Raw genomic sequence first — 16,082 nt, 5'->3', positions numbered from 1 at the left:
TTTGCCTACGTCAAGCAATGGCGGGGGTTAGCGACGAGATACGACAAGCTCGCCATCACCTATCGAGCGGCCGTCGTGATCAGCGCGATCCTGACATGGCTCCGCCAATAAAGGAGACATGCCCTAGTTCAGAATCAGCTCACTCAAGCTTCGCTCTCGCATGCCGACCGTTCGAGTTACCGTCGCTGTACCGAGTTATGTGGTGTGCGTTCGACGGTAACTCGAGCGGTCGGCGAAGCTCAGCTGCGGCTGCGGGTGAGGAGTGCTGAATGGAGGTCGCGGGGCAGTTCGATGACCTCGAGGCTGCGTTTGCGACCGAAGTCGACGCCGAAGCTGGCGTGCAGGCGGTCGAGGTGGTCGGTGACCCGCTGCGAATAGTCGGGATCGAACGCGTCTGCCGCGATCGCGATGATGAACAGTCCCGTGCCCGGGTTCTCCTGCCCCGAGTCGAAGGCGGGCGCGTCGACGGAGAAGCGGCCCCCGCCGTGGATGGCGAGGAGTTCGATCATGAGAGCCACATTGCTGCCCTTGACCCCGCCGAACGGCAGCAGGGAACCGGCGAGCGCGGCTTCGGCCTCGACCGTGGCCGCCCCGCTCGGGTCCTGTGCCCACCCCTCGGGGATCGTTTCTCCTCGATCGGCAGCGTCGCGGACGTTGACCCAGGCTGTCGCACTGGTCGCCTGGTCGAACATGCGCGGGCCATCGGGGTGCGGGACGGCGAATGAGAAGGGGTTCGTTCCGGTTGCCGAACCCGGTGAGCCGAACAGCGACATCAGCGCCGGCGAGTTGGCGCCGGCAAACGCCAGCAGACCCCGCTCCGCGAGTCGGGTCGTGTAATAGCCGAGTTCGCCGGCGGTGAAGGCGTTGGCGATGTTGAGCACGGAGATGCCGAGGTCTGCGGCAGACGAGGCGAAGTCGTCGAAAGCGGCGTCGAAGGCGAGCTGCGCAGTGCCGCGGTCGGCATCGACGTGGTGCGCGGCGGGCAGGCGGTTCGTCACTCGCGGCTGCGCCTGCCCGTTGATGCGGCCGGCCTCGAGGCCGTCGAGATAATCGACGAGGTGTGCCGTGCCGACGGCGGCCTTACCCCGCCGCTCGGCGGCCACGGTCGCCTCCGCCAGAGACTGCGCCAGCGCGGGTGAGCCGCCGGCCGCCGTGATCGCAGCGATGCACAGGTTCCGCAGTTCGGTGATCGGCAGGGACACGGTCGTGGCGTGAGGAGTCTCCGGCATGGCCTTCACGCTACCGGAGATCACGCACGGCACCGAGGCGCGGTGTCGGTCAGAGGTCGCCGGAGTCCGGGGCGGGGTCGGTCTGCGAACTCAGCGCCTCGGCGATGGCCTTCGCCTCCCGGCGCAGCAGAGCGACGAGACGTTCGACTCGGGAGCCGGTGACGCGATCGGCGATCGAGGCGATCGACAGAGCCGCACGTGGGCGGGAACCGCGGATGCGCAGCGGCACCGCCACCGCCCACGACCCCTTGGCGAAGAGCCCCGGATTGTGGACGAAGCCGTCGATGCGGGCCTGATCGATGATGTCGCGCAGGTGCGGGACGGAGACCTTCGGATATCTCTCGGCGAGGATCTCGGCGTTGGCCTCGAACTGGGCGTCCACCTCGGCGGGGGAGAGCTCGGAGAGGATCGCCAGCGATCCGGCGCCGATGCCCAGGGGATGTCGGTCGCCTACGGACAGGGCGTTGTTGAAGATCTCACCGAAGCCCTCCTCGCGGCGGGCGCAGATCGAATAGCTGCCCGTGCGCAGAGTGAGGAACACGGTGTCCTGGCTGAGTTCGGCCAGGCGCAGCAGACTCGACTCTGACTCCGTGACCAGGGGATCGACCGACTTCTGGGCCAGCTGACCGAGGATCTGCGACTGCACGCCGAGGCGATACCCGCCCTCTTCGAGGCGTTCGACGTAGCCCATGGCGATGAGCGCCTGGAGCATGCGGTGGACGCTGGCCTTCGGTCGACCGCTGATCGAGGCGAGCTCGGACAGGCTCGCGCCTTCACGGCGCTCCCCGGCGATGAGCCCGACGAGGTTGAGCAGCGTGAGCGCGCGTTGGATGCTCTGCGCGCCGGTGCCGGGTTCGAGGCTGTCGACGGCGTGGGCGACGTTGAACGACGCCGACCGGCGCAGCAGCCGACCGCGCATCTTGATGCGATATTCCTCGCGGAGGTCCTCATTCGAATCGGCGCCGTTGTGCATGTCTCCATTATGGCCCGACGCTGCACTGACGAGACCGCACTGATGAGACCGCGCCAGTGGGGCGAACTCCTGATCCACCATGCGAAACGTCGGAATCTCAGGGTGGGAGCCGCCTCGGCGAGGTGGGTCCTAGAATCGAATGGGTCCAACCGGCCGGTGGGGCCGTCGATCTTGAGGGGTGAGCGAGACGTGGCGGAGACTGTGCTCGATATCGCCGATGTGACGTTCCGCCGGGGGCAGACGCACATTCTCCACGGCATCGATCTGCGTATCGGTGCCGGCGAACACTGGGTGCTCATCGGGCCGAACGGAGCAGGGAAGTCGACCCTGCTGAGCTTCGCCTCGGCGCAGGTGTTCCCGAGCTCGGGCACCGTCGACATCCTCGGATCACGCATGGGTCGGGTCGATCTCGCAGCCCTGCGCCGCCTCATCGGACACGTCAACCCGCGCCACCCGCTGCGCTCGAACCTCACCGTCCGCGAGGTCGTCCTCACCGGGCTGACCGGCACCGTCGAGCGCCCCATGCGGTGGGAACCCGCAAATGCGGATACTGCAAAGGCCGATGCCCAGATCGCCGAGGTGGGGCTGGGCTCTCGTGCCGATGCCGGGTGGAAGGTGCTGTCGCAGGGGGAGCGGGGCCGTGCGCTCGTGGCACGTGCGCTCATCGCCGACCCGCAGCTGCTGCTCTTCGACGAACCGACCACAGGTCTCGACGTGGCCGCCCGCGAACAGCTGCTCGAAACCATCGATGCCCTGTCGCTGCGCTCACCGGAGTTGGCGACGCTGCTGGTCACGCATCATCTCGAGGAGATTCCGGAGACCACCACGCATGCCGCGCTCATCTCCGACGGTCGGCTGACCGCTGCCGGTCCCATCGCCGAGGTGCTCACCTCCGAGCAGGTCTCTGCCGCCTTCGACCACCCGATCGAGGTGGGCTTTGCCGACCGCCGGTGGTCGGCCCGCGCGGTCCGGTCCGGTGCGGTGCTCGGCTGACGAACTGCACGACTGCTGGGTATCGGCTGGGACGATCACCGCGCGCATTGCACCGCCGTGCACTCGGGCCTAGGCTGGAGGCATGAAGATGAGTACCGTGTGGAGCGTCATCGGCGCGATCATCGCCATCATCATCGCGTGGTGGGTGGTCAACGTCGCGTTCTCCGTCGCGTGGTTCCTCGTCAAGGCCATCATCACCGTTGTCGTGGCGCTCGCGATCTTCGGCCTCATCAAGGCCTCACTGAAGTCCAAGGACCGCGACCGAACGCGCTGACGTCGCCTCAGAGATCGCCGAGGCTCGTGTTCGCCCCGCAGAGTACGACGCAGACCTTCTCTCCTTCGACCGGCACATAGCCGCTCACAGTTTTCCCGTCGCTCGCCGACTCGCCGTATTGACCGCGGACTCCCGCCAATGCCGTCGCCGCCGCATGCTCGACCGCCAGCCGGTGGTCATCCCACAGGTGCTGCCGCGCTCCGATGATCGCCTCATCGCTGACCAGCACCGAGGTGACCAGATCCGACCTTGCCGCCTCCAGTGCCAGCGGCGTGACCCGGCGTGCGCCGAGCGAGTCCGCTGCCAGCGAATCGACCGTGACGTCGACCGGCTCACCCGCTTCCACTGCGGCGTTCAGCGCCCGGCAGTTCTCCGGTTCGACCGCCACCGTGCGCACTCCGTGATGGGTCGCGGCCGTCGCGACACCGGCGAACAGTCCGCCGCCTCCGACGGAGACGACGACGGTGTCGAGGTCGGGCACCTGCGTGAGGATCTCGGTCATCAGGGTGCCGGCACCGGCCGCGATGAGCGGATGGTCGTAGGCGTGCGAGGCCAACGCACCCGATGAGTCGACGAATTCCTGGCAGGCCGCGGCCGCCTCGGCGTATTCGGAACCGACCAACTCCACACGCACCCCATAGGAGCGCAGCCGTTCGACCTTGACGCTCGGTGCCGTGGTCGGCAGGAAGACGGTCGCCGTCACACCGGCGGCACGGGCGGCCCAGGCGCAGGCAAGGCCTGCATTGCCGCCCGAGGCGATCGTCACTCCCGCCTCGGGGAAGGTGCCCTCGGCGAGATGCGCCTGGATGAAGTTCTGCGCACCGCGGGCCTTGAACGTGCCCGTGTGCTGCATGAACTCGAGGGCGAAGACGAGTCCGTCCTTGTCGGTCGGGGCCACGGTCACCGGGCGCACCCGGCCGGCGATCCGCTCGGCTGCGGCTTCGATGTCGGGATACGTCAGCTCAGTCATGCCATCAGCCTATGCGAGAGCTGCTGAGTGGGTGCGCCGCCTCGGTGGATTGTTGGGTCGATCCACGGTGGTACAGGCGGAGGAATCACCGTGGATCGACCAGGAAATCGAGGTGCAGGTGACGACCCAGGGGTTCGCGGTAGCCTCAGTGGAGCTTGGCCAAACCGAGGTCGTTGCCCTTCGTCTCCTTGACGAGGCTGACGCCGATGAGCGAGATGACGCACACGATGATCATGTAGATCGCGATCGAGATCGACGAACCCGTCTCGGCCAGCAGGGTCTCGGCGATGGTCGGGGCGAAGGCGCCGCCGAGGATCGCGCCGAGCGCATAGCCGATCGACACACCTGAATAGCGGACCTCGACGGGGAACATCTCCGCATACATCGCCGACATCGGGCCGTAGGACAGACCCATGCCGACGGTGAGGACGAAGATGCCGATGCCGTACATCCAGATATTGGCCATGTCGATCATGAGGAACGTCGGGATGAGCCACACGATGAGCAGGATGTAGCCGATCTGGAAGGTGCGCACGCGACCGAGCTTGTCCGACAGCGCGCCGCCCCACATCGTGAACACCAACCAACCGAAGCTCGCCAGGGTCGTCGCCAGCAGCACGGGCGCCCGGTCGAGGCCGACGGATCCGCCCTCGGCGAGAGGACGAGAGGCGTAGGCGGCGAAGAACGCGATGATCATGTAGCCCACGGCGTTGTTGCCGATGAAGATGAGCGCAGAGAGGACGACTTCCTTCGTGTTCTTCTTGAACAGCGTGCCCAGCGGGGCCGAGGACTCGGCCTTGCGTTCGGCGAGTTCGGCGAAGACCGGTGACTCCTCGACCTGGCGGCGGATGTAATAGCCGACGAGCACGAGGACGACGGAGAAGAGGAACGGAATCCTCCAGCCGAAGCTCGCGAACTGTTCGGGGGTGAGCACGGTGGTCAGGATCCAGATGACGCCGGTGGCGAGAATCATGCCCACGGGCACGCCGATCTGCGGGTAGGCGCCGAAGATCCCGCGCTTGGAGACCGGGGCATGCTCGACCGACAGCAGTGCGGCACCGCCCCATTCGCCGCCGGCGGAGAAGCCCTGGAGGATCCGCAGCAGGGTGAGCAGGATCGGTGCGCCGATGCCGATCATCGCGTAGTTCGGCAGCAGGCCGATGAGCGAGGTCGCGGCCCCCATGAGGATGAGCGTGAGGACGAGCATCTTCTTCCGCCCGATCCGATCACCGAGGTGGCCGGCGAGGATTGCGCCCAACGGTCGGAAGAGGAACGAAATGCCCAGAGACGCCCAGGCCATGATCTGGCCGAGCGCCGGATTGTCCGAGGCCAGCGGGCCGAAGTACTGAGCCGAGAGGACAAGACCGGCGGCCTGAGCGTAGATGAAGAAGTCGTACCACTCGATGGTGGTGCCGACGAGGGTGCCGGCGAGGACCTTGCGCTCCTCGCGGGTGATCGTGTGCTGAGCGGTTGTGGACATGCCTGGACTTTCCGTTGCTGGGCGACATTGCCGAGGACCGCGGCGCACCGGCGAGTCCGTCTTCGGGCCGGCCGATGGTGACCGTTCGGTCAGTAATCGCTCTCGATCATAGACCAGGACAGTGGCGTACGCCACTCCTTGCGATGACAATTACCGACCAATTGGTTAGTATATTTCTATGAATCGGCAGCGGTGCCGACATCGGCCACCGTGAACCGGGAGACGTCGTTCCGCGAGGGAGAGCAAAGCATGACCGAAATCCTCAGTTCCTATGTGGCCGGAGGCTGGCACACACCCGGAGCGACGGAGTCCGCCCGACCCGTCCGCGACGCCGGCACCGGAGAGCTCCTGCACTCGGTGAGTTCGGCCGGAATCGACTTCGCCGCCGTCGCCGATCATGCCCGGACCACCGGCATCGAGGCGCTGCAGGCACTCACCTTCCACCAGCGCGGTGTGATACTGAAGAAGCTCGCGACCTACCTCATGGAGCGCACGAAGAACTACCACGAGATCTCGTTTTCCACCGGCACCACGAAGCGCGACGCCTTCGTCGACATCGAAGGCGGAATCGGCACCCTCTTCACCTACTCCGGCGTCGCCCGCCGCCAGATGCCGAACTCGACCGTCCACCTCGACGGCGGAGTCGAGCGTCTGTCGAAGAACGGCACCTTCGTCGGCCGCCACATCCTCACCTCCCGACAGGGACTCGCGCTGCAGATCAACGCCTTCAACTTCCCCGTCTGGGGCATGCTCGAGAAGTTCGGCCCGATGTTCGTCGCCGGCGTCCCCGTCGTCGTCAAGCCCGCCACCGACACCGCCCACCTGACCCGTGCCGTCGTTGCCGACATGATCGAGTCCGGGCTGCTCCCCGATGGTGCGATCCAGCTGGTCAGCGGCGACGTCACCCCGCTCTTCGACCACCTCGCCGAACAGGACGCGATCGCCTTCACCGGGTCCGCGAACACCGCCCGCACGCTGTCCGCGCTCGACTGCGTGACCCAGCGCGGCACCCGCTTCTTCGCCGAGGCGGACTCGCTCAACTTCTCCCTGCTCGGTCCCGACGCCGCACCCGGCACACAGGAGTTCGACCTCTTCGTCTCCGGCGTCGTCGCCGAGATGACCGTCAAGGCCGGACAGAAATGCACCGCGATCCGCCGCACGTTCGTGCCTAAGGCCCACGCCGAGGCGGTCGGCGAAGCGATCATCGCGAAGCTCGCCACCCAGGGCGTCGGCGATCCGCGCGAGAAGTCCACCCGCCTGGGCCCCGTCGTCTCCGACAAACAGCGCACCGACGTCCTCGATGCGGTCGACCGGATCATCGCTGGGGGAGCCCACCTGCTGACCGGCGGACGTGAGGAGTCCGATCGTCTGGCTGCCGAGCACGGCGGAGCCTATGTCGCGGCGACCGTCCTCCAGGCCGATGACGCCTGGTCCGATGCCGTCCACGACATCGAGGCTTTCGGGCCCGTGACCTCGATCATCACCTATTCCGACACCGAGGATGCCGTCCGTCTGGCCGCCCGCGGCCGCGGCTCCCTGGTCGGCTCCGTCGTCACCCACGACCGTGAGTTCGCCACCGAATTCGTCCGGAAGGTCGCCCCGTGGCACGGCCGCGTGCTCGTCCTCGACCGTGACGATGCCGACGAGTCGACCGGTCACGGTTCGCCGCTGCCGAACCTCATCCACGGCGGCCCCGGTCGGGCCGGCGGCGGTGAGGAGATGGGTGGACTGCGCGGTATCACACACTTCATGCAGCGCACCGCGATCCAGGCCTCCCCGGACATGCTCACCGCGATCGGTGGGGAATGGGTCAACGGATCGGAGCGCCGCCTCGGCGAGCATCCGTTCACGAAGTCGCTTGCGGATCTGCGCATCGGCGACACCCTGGATTCGGAATGGCGCGAGGTCACGCTCGACGATATCGAGCACTTCGCGAACTTCACCGGGGACACCTTCTACGCCCACATGAACGAGGAGGCGGCCGCCGCGAACCCGTTCTTCCCGGGACGCGTGGCGCACGGCTACCTCATCGTGTCCTTCGCCGCCGGACTCTTCGTCCAGCCGGACCCGGGCCCGGTGCTCGCGAACTACGGACTCGAGGGGCTCACCTTCATCACGCCCGTCTCCCCAGGTGACAAGCTCAAGGTGACACTGACAGCCAAGCGCATCACCCCACGTGAGACCGACGAATACGGTGAGGTCCGCTGGGACGCGCAGGTCGTCAACCAGAACGAGGAGCCCGTCGCGAACTACGACGTGCTCACCCTGGTGGCCAAGGAGTACTGAGGGCGCAAAAGGTTGTCGAGTTCCGGACGTCCTGTGCGGGATTTCGAGCAGTTCGACCGCACGGAACGTCCGGGACTGGGCCTTCTCGCTGTGCTGAGTGTTCCCGCGGCGGATGACTGCCGCCGGAACCTTGGGCGACCCGAATCACCGGTCGTGGGGAACGCGGACCTTGAGGGATGACGGGCGGATCGTCACTGTTGCCGGGGTCTGCGCGACCGCGTCGCCGTCGGCGACGATCTCGACCGGCGCGGCACCGGCGGGGGTGTCGATCTTCACCTCCCGCGCGTGGGCGAAGTGGATATGCGGATGCCGGTCGTGCTTGCCGGACATGAACGCGACGAGCTCGACGGCGAGCCTCGGCAGCCACGCCTCCTTGAGGAGGACGACGTCGATGAGTCCGTCGTCGATCGCCGCCTCAGTGGAGAGTGTGAGTCCGCCCCCGTAGCGGCCGGAATTCGCGAAACCCGCAGTCAGGCCCCGGAAGTCGAGGCGCTGTCCGTCGACTGTCAGATCGAGGTCGAGCACGTCGATGGCACGATCGGTTCCGTTCGCGATGGTGGCCACGGCCTCTTCGACGCCTTTCGGGATGCCGAGTTTGCCGATGAGGTCATTGCCGCGCCCACCGGCGATGACGCCCAGTGATGTTGCGGTGTCGACGAGCCCCGCGGCCACTGTGCGCGCCATCCCGTCCCCGCCGAGTGCGCCGACGACTGGGGCGCCCTCGGCGGCGAATGCTGCGGCGAGCTCCTTCGCGTGGTCGGCGCTCGTGCTTCTGACAAGCCGCGCCTCGAGGCCGTGTACTGCGAAGGCGTGGACGAGCGGATCGATCCGCCTGAGCACCGCCCCACGGCGGGCCGTGGGATTGAGGATCACGGGCACGACCGCCGGATCGGCGACGGGCCGCGAAGAGCCCCGGTCTGTCGAACCCGTGCCGAAGGCGCCCTTGTCGTCGATGCCGCTCACAGTCGATCCGGTCCGTTCATCAGCTTGCCGGGATTCATGATGCCGGTCGGGTCGACCTCGGCCTTGGCCGCACGCAGCATCCGCAGCCACATCTGACCGGTCTCGGCGGGCAGCCACGGAGCGTGGTCGGTGCCGACGGCATGGTGATGGGTGATCGTTCCGCCGCCTGCCATGATGGCGTCGCTGGCCGCGGACTTCAGCGCCTTCCATTGGGCGATCTCCGCCCCGACCTCCTGCTTGGCGAAGACCGTGTAATACAGCGAACAGCCGGTGGCGTAGAGATGCGAGACGTGGCAGAGCACGAATGCAGGAGTGCCGCGCTCGACCATCGCTGTCTCGATTCCGGCGGTGATCGTGCCGTGGAGGTCATTCACCTTCGACCACGGGGCGGAGGTCTCCATCGTCTCGACGATCATGCCCTCACGCAGCAGCTGATCCCGCAGGTACGGAGTCGAGAAGCGGTGCTTCTCCCACGAGGTCTCCGGAACCGCGCCGAGGTTGACGCCCTTGTGCCTGCGCACGATCGAACGGCCCTGGGAGCGACGCGCACGCACATCGGAGGGGGTGCCGTCGTAGCGGACGATGAGGAGGCAGGGATCCGTGAGGCCGCGGGCGCGCAGGTAGGCCAGGACGCCCCTGCGCTGCAGCTCGCTGCCGAGCTGCGCGAGACCGAACGCGGTCTCGTTGACATCCGAGAGACGGGCGATGTCGAGGTGCAGTCCCGACTGCTCCATCTCCCGCAGTGCTGCGCTGCCCGAAGCGAAGTCGGGGAAGAACCAGGAGTCGCCCAGCACTGCCTTCGGCACGCGATGGATCCGCAGGGTCGCCTCGGTGATGATGCCCAGCGTCCCTTCGGAGCCGACGAAGAGCTGCCGCGGGTTCGGGCCGGCCGCCGTGGCCGGGGTGGTGGGCAGCTCGACGGGACCGTTCGGGGTCGAGCAGCGCAGACCGCAGACGTTCTCATCGATGCGGCCGTAGCCGGTCGACTGCTGACCGGCCGAGCGGGTGGCGACCCAGCCGCCGACGGTGCTGAACTCGAAGGACTGCGGATAGTGGGCGAGAGTGAAGCCGCGGGTCTGCAGTGCTTCCTCGAGGTCGGGTCCGAAGACTCCGGCCTGGACGGTGGCCGTCAGCGATTCCTCGTCGATGTCGATGATCCGGTCGAGCCGGGCCAGGCTGATGCTCACGACCGCGGAGAACTCGCCGCGTACGGCATCGATGCCGCCGACGACACTGGTGCCGCCGCCGAAGGGAACGACCGCCACGGACCCCTCGGCGCACAGCGCGAGGAGGGCGTCCACCTCGGCGTTCGAAGCCGGGTAGAGCACCGCATCGGGAGCGGTGACCAGCTCGCCTCTGCGCAGCCGGATGAGGTCGGGCAGGCTGCGCCCGGCCGCATGGGAGACTCGGGTCGCGTGATCATCGCGGACGAACGCCTCGCCCACCGCCTCGGCGAAACGGACTCTGACTGCGGACGGCAGGACTGATTCGGGCAGTTCGACGTCGTCGAGGTCCACATGGGGTCTGTCGACTCCGGCCGGCCCCCCGCAGTGTTTGCTCAGTATCACCTTTGCGCCGGGCTTGATGGGTCCGTCGTGGCCGTCTTCGCCCCAGCCCCACCAGCGCATACGCGGCTTGTCCATGATCGTCATCCTCGTGATTCGGTGGTGAGTTCCGGAGCGAGCCGGGCTACGGCGTCATAGAGGTCGGCGCGGTCGGCGTCGACGAGTCCCCACCGGGTCCGCCGGTCGATGACGTCCTCGATCGTCACCGCCAGTTCGTGGTCGACGGCAAAGCGGACTTCCGCGCCGGTCAGCGGGATGCCCTCGCGCACGGGTTCGTTGAAGGAGGGGTCGGCATCGCCGTAGGCGACCACTGTCGCTGCGTCGGTTCCGTAGACGGCGACGAGGCGGTCGGGCAGGCCGGGTGCGGGTGTGCCCTTGCCGACGAGGCCGAGTTCGGTCGTCCGGCACCCTCCGGCGCGCAGTCCGCCGACCTTGACGACGTCGTCGACGGCGTCTTCGGCCATGCGGCGGTAGGCGGTGAGCTTGCCACCGACGATCGTCAGCGCCCCGGTCCGGGAGTCGCGCAGCAGGGCGTGTCTGCGGGAGAGGTCGGCGCTGTCGGTGGAATCGCTGCTCTTGATCAGCGGACGGAAGCCGGCGTAGCCGCCGACGATGTCGTCAGTGGTCAGCTTGTCCTCGAGGACGGCGTTGATCGTGTCGAGGAGGAATGCCTCCTCGCCCTCGTCGGGAAGGGCGCGGTCCGGGATCGGACCGTGGTGCGGATCGTCGGTGAGACCGATCATGACCAGACCGTTGTGCCACGGCACGGCGAAGACGTAGCGGCCGAAGTGACCGGGCACCGGTGCGGTGATCGCGGCCTGCGGATCGCCGAGGCGAGCGGCAGGAACGAGAATGTGCGAACCCTTGCTCGGGGCCAGTTCGACCTCGTCCGAGAGAGTGTCCGACCAGACGCCGGCGGCGTTGACGATCTGTCGGGCGCGCAGCGTGTGCTCATCCCCGGTGAGGCGGTCCCTGATGTGCACGCGCGTGGGTTCGATGTCGGTCGCCTCGGCGTAGGTGATGACACCCGCACCGCGTTCGGCGGCGGTGCGGGCCAAGGCGACGACGAGCCGGGCATCGTCGACGAGCTGACCGTCCCAGCTGAGCAGCCCGCCGCGCAGACCGTCGCTCGCCGTCGTCGGGGCGAGCTGCCGGACTGCGGCGGCCGAGACGCGGCGGGGATGGGGGATTCGGCGTGCGGGTGAGCATCCGCAGGAGGTCGCCGGCGTGGAAGCCGGTGTTCGTCATGGCGGCCTCGACGCGGCCGACCCCCGGGCGCAGCGGGAAGATCATCGGCAGCGGCCGGATGAGATGCGGTGCGATGGTGTTCATCAGCCGGCCGCGTTCGACGGCCGACTCCCAGGCGATCCCGACGTCGGCCTTCGCGAGGTAGCGCAGTCCGCCGTGGGCGAGTTTCGAGCTCCAGCTGCTCGTGCCCGAGGCGAGGTCGCCGCGTTCGACGAGGGTGACAGAGAGCCCGCGGCTGGCCGCGTCCAGAGCGACGCCGGCGCCGGTGAATCCACCGCCGATGACGACGACGTCGGAGACATTCGCCGAGGCGGCCGCGAGGTCGCGTTCGCGCTGAGCGGCGTTGAGGGACGAGGTATTCGCTGTGGCGTGGGAGCCGAGTCCCGCCGAGGCCGTGGGGCTGTCATCTGCATTGGTGGAGGTCATTCCCGCCCTTTCTGGCACGATGCCGTACCAGTTTGCGTTCGGCGATCAGTGTTGTCAAGATCACATTGTGACTAATGAGGGACGCCCCTACGCGGGAGCCAGCCGGGAGGTACGGGAGAGTGCTCGCCGGGAGCAGATCATCGCGGCAGGGATCGAACTGTTCGGGACTCAGGGATACCGGGCGGCCACGGTGGGCGCGATCTGTGAGACCGCGGGGTTGAACAAGCGCTACTTCTATGAGTCCTTCGCCGCCTTGGAGGATCTCCTCGTTGAGGTCTATGAGAGGGTGGTGGCCGATCTGCGGGCCGCGGTGCTGGCCGGTGGTGCGGCCGATTCAGGAGGCTCTGAGACTGCGACGGAGACGCCCGACGCCGAGGCCATGGCGGTGCTGCGGGGATTTATGGGCGGCTTTCTCGGTTGGGCGCAGGAGAACCCGATCTTCGCGCGAGTTCACCTCTTCGAAGTGCTCGGGGTCAGTGGCCGCATCGACGAGCTCTACCGGCGGCACGGTCGGGTGATCGGCGGCGAACTCGCCGATGCGCTCTGCGTGGCCGTCTCGGGCACCGTACTCACCGACACGCGTCGGAGAGTGCTCGGTGACCTGCTCGTGGGCGCCGGTATTCAGATCGTCGTCGACTGGGTGATCGGCGACTATCAGCCGCCGAGGCAGGAGCTGCTGTCCGAGATCGAATCGACACTCGGCTGGGTCCTCGCGGCCGGCGCGATCGGGGAGGGCTGAGCCTCAGGCTATGGATTCTGGTCTTGCGCGATGATCGATGGTCAGCCGCGGCGCCCGTGAATTGGGTGATCCGTTCCCTCTGCGCGATTCGGATGATATCATTGGATATCAAATGGAGGTGATGCGAGATGACTGATGTGCTGATCCGAAACATTTCGGATGAGACTCTGTCGAGAGTCGATGCGATGGCTCGGCGCGCGGGGTTGTCTCGTGCTGAATATCTGCGGCGGACGATTGATCGGGAGGCGCTTCGCTCCGATGAAGCGGCGACTATCGAGGACCTGCGCAAATTCGATCGACTGGCAGATGAGCAGCATATGAGTGGGGCGTGGGGGTGAAGGGGCTCTCGTGGCTCATTGACAAATCTGCGTTGGTTCGAGTCGGACGCAGCGGTGAGGCCGAGCAGTGGCTGGACCGGATCAACCGTGGTCTGGTCCAGATCTCAATCCCGACTCTGCTGGAAGTAGGGTATTCGGCGACGAGCCCGACAGACTGGTCCGCAGCCATCGAAACACCCCCGATTTCCCTGATGCCACTTGCAGGGATTACACCGGCGGTCGAGAGAAGAGCCATTGAGGTGCAGGGCATCCTGGCTGACCAGGGTCATCACCGCGCGCCGTCGGTCCCAGATCTGCTTATTGCCGCGATCGGCGAGGTGAATGGGCTTGTTGTCCTGCATCAGGACAAGGATTTCGAGTTGATCGCTGAAATCACTGAGCAGGAGCTCGAGCGGATCGACTGAGCGCCCGGGGAGGGCTGAGCCTCAGGCCTCCAGCCCCTGGAAGGCCATCGTCGTGACCGCCTCGGCGATGGTGTCGGGGTCGACGGGATAGCTGGGGCGGTACCACTCGGTGATCGAGTTGACCATGCCGAAGAGCAGGCGGGTGATGAGCCCGGCGGTGAAGTCCGAACGCAGGCCGCCCTCGGCGATGGCGGCCTCGACGAGGGCTCGGACCTTCGCATCGATCTTGCGGCGCGCCTCGAGGGCTTCGCGTTCCAAGGCTGAGTTTCCGCGCACGCGCAGCAGCAGAGTCACCGAATGGTGGTATTCGATGAGGATGACCACGCTGGCGCGCACGGCCAGGCGCAGGCGTTCGAGTGCGGAGACGTTCTCACGCAGACTCTCGGTCTCCACCGCGGAATCGAGCGCGCGGATGCCACGGCTGATCGCCAGGTGCAGCAGCTCTTCCTTCGACGTCACGTGATGGTAGATCGCCGACTTCGTGATGCCGAGCTCACGGGCGACCGTGTCCATCGACGTGCCGTCATAGCCGCGGGAGACGAAGACTTCGGTGGCCCTGTTGATGAGGGTCTCCCGGTCGTATCCGGGACGGCCGCGGCGCGAGCGTTTGGGGGCGGCCGCCTCGGCGGGGGTCGACGAGGACGTCGTTGACGATGTTGACGTCGACGACTGGGCGTTCGCCGCGGCGGCCGGGTCCGCAGTCATCGCTGTCTGCGGCGAAGTCTGCGCAGGTGAGGGGGATTCAGGCATGCGCACCAGTCTAACGAGGTGCCGGGCGGCACGCCGCGATGCCGGTCACAGGTCGGTGCGCATGCTGCGAATCCGAGGCGCTCATCTCACGCACGCCTTCGCGGCGGTCGATGATGCGCTTCATCTTGCCGACCGAACGCGGCAGGTCGCCGGGCAGCTTGATGTCGATGGTGCAGGAGACGCCGAGGCGCTCCTTGATGCGGGCGGCCACAAGCTTGTCGAGACCCTCGAGCTCGACGGCGCCGACGCCGTCGCGGGCTTCGACCTCGACGGTCATCTCGTCCATCCGACCCGGGCGAGTGAGGACGAGCTGGAAGTGCGGGCTCAGCGGCGCGAACTCGAAGAGCACGGTCTCGACGTTCGCGGGGTAGACGTTGACGCCGCGGATGATCATGAGGTCATCGGAACGGCCGGTGATGCGCGAGATACGGCGGAAGTTCGGGCGAGCGGTGCCCGGCAGCAGGGTCGCCAGATCATGCGTACGGTAGCGGATGATCGGCAGCGCTTCCTTCGTCAGCGAGGTGAAGACGAGTTCGCCCTCCTGCCCGTCGGGCAGCACCTCACCGGTGAAGGGGTCGACGATCTCCGGGTAGAAGTGGTCCTCCCAGATCGTCGGGCCGTCCTTCGTCACCGCGGACTCGCAGGCCACGCCCGGTCCCATGACCTCGGAGAGGCCGTAGATGTCGACGGCGTTGATGTTGAAGGAGCTCTCGATCTCCTTGCGCATCTCGTCCGTCCACGGCTCGGCACCGCAGATCGCGGTCTTCAGGCTCGTCGAGGTCGGGTCGATGCCCTGCTTGTGGAACTCGTCGAGGATCGTGAGCAGGTAGGTCGGGGTGGCCGTGATGATGTCCGGCTTGAAGTCCTGGATGAGCTGCACCTGGCGCGGGGTCTGACCGCCGGAGATCGGGACGACCGTGAACCCGTGACGCTCTGCCCCGTGGACGCCCAGACCGCCGGTGAACAGGCCGTAGCCGTAGGCGTTGTGCATCATCTGACCGCGCTTGCCGCCGGCACCGAGGATGGACCGCGCGATGAGGCTGCCCCACCGATCGAGATCGCCCATCGTGTACCCGACGACCGTCGGCAGACCCGTCGTTCCCGAGGAGGCGTGGATGCGCGCGACCTGCTCCTGCGGGACGGCGAAGAGCCCGAACGGGTAGTTGTCGCGCAGGTCCTGCTTGGTCGTGAACGGCAGCTTCGCAATGTCATCGAGGCTCGTGATGTCGGCGGGAGTCACGCCGAGTTCGTCGAAGGCCTTCCGGTAGAACGGCACCCGTTCGTACACCGCGGTCACCGTGGTCTTGAGGTTTGTCAGCTGGTCGGCGCGCAGCTCGTCCAGGCTCATCCGTTCGCCGGCGTCGAGGTCGGTCTCAGTCATCATCGTCTCCTTGCGAATCTCTTCTGTGTGTCAGATCCAAAGACCGCCGAGGTGGTCCACCGT

At 67.0% G+C, this 16,082-nt stretch carries 15 protein-coding genes and 2 pseudogenes; 7 read left to right on the top strand and 10 right to left on the bottom strand.

Annotation, left to right across the window (positions count from 1 at the left end):
• Positions 1-111: pseudogene (locus BLIN9172_RS18660) on the top strand (IS5/IS1182 family transposase); the annotation flags it as partial.
• Positions 112-239: 128 nt separating this feature from the next.
• Here BLIN9172_RS18660 and BLIN9172_RS15725 read toward each other — a convergent pair.
• Positions 240-1,229, bottom strand: a complete 990-nt coding sequence (locus BLIN9172_RS15725; protein ID WP_101555883.1) for an Ldh family oxidoreductase — start codon at positions 1,227-1,229, stop codon at positions 240-242.
• A 49-nt stretch (positions 1,230-1,278) separates the two neighbouring features.
• Positions 1,279-2,202 (bottom strand): IclR family transcriptional regulator, encoded by a 924-nt coding sequence (locus BLIN9172_RS15720; protein ID WP_101555882.1) that lies wholly within the window; start codon positions 2,200-2,202, stop codon positions 1,279-1,281.
• A gap of 189 nt (positions 2,203-2,391) precedes the next feature.
• Here BLIN9172_RS15720 and BLIN9172_RS15715 point away from each other — a divergent pair, with 189 nt between their 5' ends.
• Entirely contained in the window at positions 2,392-3,195 is an 804-nt protein-coding gene (locus tag BLIN9172_RS15715) for an ABC transporter ATP-binding protein (protein ID WP_240812234.1), read from the top strand.
• Positions 3,196-3,277: 82 nt separating this feature from the next.
• Positions 3,278-3,469 (top strand): hypothetical protein, encoded by a 192-nt coding sequence (locus BLIN9172_RS15710; protein WP_025777397.1) that lies wholly within the window; start codon positions 3,278-3,280, stop codon positions 3,467-3,469.
• Positions 3,470-3,476: 7 nt separating this feature from the next.
• Here the strand turns inward: BLIN9172_RS15710 and BLIN9172_RS15705 are convergent, their stop codons facing one another.
• Both BLIN9172_RS15705 and BLIN9172_RS15700 read right to left on the bottom strand, forming a co-directional pair.
• On the bottom strand, positions 3,477-4,439 hold the full coding sequence (locus BLIN9172_RS15705; protein ID WP_101555880.1) for a threonine/serine dehydratase: 963 nt from the start codon (positions 4,437-4,439) through the stop codon (positions 3,477-3,479).
• Positions 4,440-4,584: 145 nt separating this feature from the next.
• Positions 4,585-5,919 (bottom strand): MFS transporter, encoded by a 1,335-nt coding sequence (locus BLIN9172_RS15700; protein WP_101555879.1) that lies wholly within the window; start codon positions 5,917-5,919, stop codon positions 4,585-4,587.
• A 249-nt stretch (positions 5,920-6,168) separates the two neighbouring features.
• On the opposite strand from BLIN9172_RS15700, the gene paaZ reads away from it, so the two are divergent.
• On the top strand, positions 6,169-8,205 hold the full coding sequence (paaZ, locus tag BLIN9172_RS15695) for a phenylacetic acid degradation bifunctional protein PaaZ (protein ID WP_101555878.1): 2,037 nt from the start codon (positions 6,169-6,171) through the stop codon (positions 8,203-8,205).
• 144 nt (positions 8,206-8,349) lie between these two features.
• Here the strand turns inward: paaZ and BLIN9172_RS15690 are convergent, their stop codons facing one another.
• The 4 genes and pseudogenes from BLIN9172_RS15690 to BLIN9172_RS18655 all read right to left on the bottom strand — a co-directional run.
• Complete coding sequence (locus tag BLIN9172_RS15690; RefSeq protein ID WP_170286972.1) at positions 8,350-9,168, bottom strand: diacylglycerol/lipid kinase family protein; 819 nt, start codon at positions 9,166-9,168, stop codon at positions 8,350-8,352.
• On the bottom strand, positions 9,165-10,811 hold the full coding sequence (locus BLIN9172_RS15685; protein WP_101555890.1) for an FAD-binding oxidoreductase: 1,647 nt from the start codon (positions 10,809-10,811) through the stop codon (positions 9,165-9,167). Before BLIN9172_RS15685 ends, BLIN9172_RS15690 begins: the two co-directional genes overlap by 4 nt.
• Positions 10,812-10,816: 5 nt before the next feature.
• On the bottom strand, positions 10,817-11,923 hold the full coding sequence (locus BLIN9172_RS15680) for a glycerol-3-phosphate dehydrogenase/oxidase (protein WP_257904178.1): 1,107 nt from the start codon (positions 11,921-11,923) through the stop codon (positions 10,817-10,819).
• A gap of 91 nt (positions 11,924-12,014) precedes the next feature.
• Positions 12,015-12,407: pseudogene (locus BLIN9172_RS18655) on the bottom strand (FAD-dependent oxidoreductase); the annotation flags it as partial.
• A gap of 67 nt (positions 12,408-12,474) precedes the next feature.
• Here BLIN9172_RS18655 and BLIN9172_RS15675 point away from each other — a divergent pair.
• The 3 genes from BLIN9172_RS15675 to BLIN9172_RS15665 all read left to right on the top strand — a co-directional run bounded on the left by BLIN9172_RS15675 (position 12,475) and on the right by BLIN9172_RS15665 (position 13,888).
• The gene (locus BLIN9172_RS15675; protein WP_170286971.1) at positions 12,475-13,146 is read left to right on the top strand and encodes a TetR/AcrR family transcriptional regulator; all 672 of its coding nucleotides are present in this window, start codon (positions 12,475-12,477) and stop codon (positions 13,144-13,146) included.
• A gap of 128 nt (positions 13,147-13,274) precedes the next feature.
• Positions 13,275-13,484 carry a type II toxin-antitoxin system VapB family antitoxin gene (vapB, locus tag BLIN9172_RS15670; RefSeq protein WP_025777403.1) on the top strand — a complete coding sequence of 70 codons (210 nt, stop codon included), beginning with the start codon at positions 13,275-13,277 and terminating at the stop codon, positions 13,482-13,484.
• Positions 13,475-13,888, top strand: coding sequence for a PIN domain nuclease (locus BLIN9172_RS15665; protein WP_240812233.1), 414 nt, complete (start codon positions 13,475-13,477; stop codon positions 13,886-13,888). The genes vapB and BLIN9172_RS15665 overlap by 10 nt, the downstream gene beginning before the upstream one ends.
• Positions 13,889-13,909: 21 nt before the next feature.
• On the opposite strand, the gene BLIN9172_RS15660 is transcribed toward BLIN9172_RS15665, so the two are convergent.
• Together BLIN9172_RS15660 and BLIN9172_RS15655 are read right to left on the bottom strand one after the other, a co-directional pair.
• A complete protein-coding gene (locus tag BLIN9172_RS15660) occupies positions 13,910-14,638 on the bottom strand; it encodes a TetR/AcrR family transcriptional regulator (protein WP_101555876.1) in 729 nt (242 codons plus the stop codon).
• Positions 14,639-14,648: 10 nt separating this feature from the next.
• On the bottom strand, positions 14,649-16,019 hold the full coding sequence (locus BLIN9172_RS15655; RefSeq protein WP_101555888.1) for an AMP-binding protein: 1,371 nt from the start codon (positions 16,017-16,019) through the stop codon (positions 14,649-14,651).
• Positions 16,020-16,082 lie beyond the last annotated feature (63 nt).

Source organism: Brevibacterium linens ATCC 9172 (genome assembly GCF_900169165.1).
GTDB classification, from domain to species: domain Bacteria; phylum Actinomycetota; class Actinomycetes; order Actinomycetales; family Brevibacteriaceae; genus Brevibacterium; species Brevibacterium linens.
Note: the sequence above shows the minus strand (reverse complement) of the source record. Positions and strands in the feature narration are given on the sequence as shown.

Coding starts and splice junctions, on each gene's coding strand:
- BLIN9172_RS15725 (WP_101555883.1), bottom strand. CDS start 1,229: ATGCCGGAGACTCCTCACGCCACGACCGTGTCCCTGCCGATCACCGAA.
- BLIN9172_RS15720 (WP_101555882.1), bottom strand. CDS start 2,202: ATGCACAACGGCGCCGATTCGAATGAGGACCTCCGCGAGGAATATCGC.
- BLIN9172_RS15710 (WP_025777397.1), top strand. CDS start 3,278: ATGAAGATGAGTACCGTGTGGAGCGTCATCGGCGCGATCATCGCCATC.
- BLIN9172_RS15705 (WP_101555880.1), bottom strand. CDS start 4,439: ATGACTGAGCTGACGTATCCCGACATCGAAGCCGCAGCCGAGCGGATC.
- BLIN9172_RS15700 (WP_101555879.1), bottom strand. CDS start 5,919: ATGTCCACAACCGCTCAGCACACGATCACCCGCGAGGAGCGCAAGGTC.
- paaZ (WP_101555878.1), top strand. CDS start 6,169: ATGACCGAAATCCTCAGTTCCTATGTGGCCGGAGGCTGGCACACACCC.
- BLIN9172_RS15685 (WP_101555890.1), bottom strand. CDS start 10,811: ATGGACAAGCCGCGTATGCGCTGGTGGGGCTGGGGCGAAGACGGCCAC.
- vapB (WP_025777403.1), top strand. CDS start 13,275: ATGACTGATGTGCTGATCCGAAACATTTCGGATGAGACTCTGTCGAGA.
- BLIN9172_RS15660 (WP_101555876.1), bottom strand. CDS start 14,638: ATGCCTGAATCCCCCTCACCTGCGCAGACTTCGCCGCAGACAGCGATG.
- BLIN9172_RS15655 (WP_101555888.1), bottom strand. CDS start 16,019: ATGACTGAGACCGACCTCGACGCCGGCGAACGGATGAGCCTGGACGAG.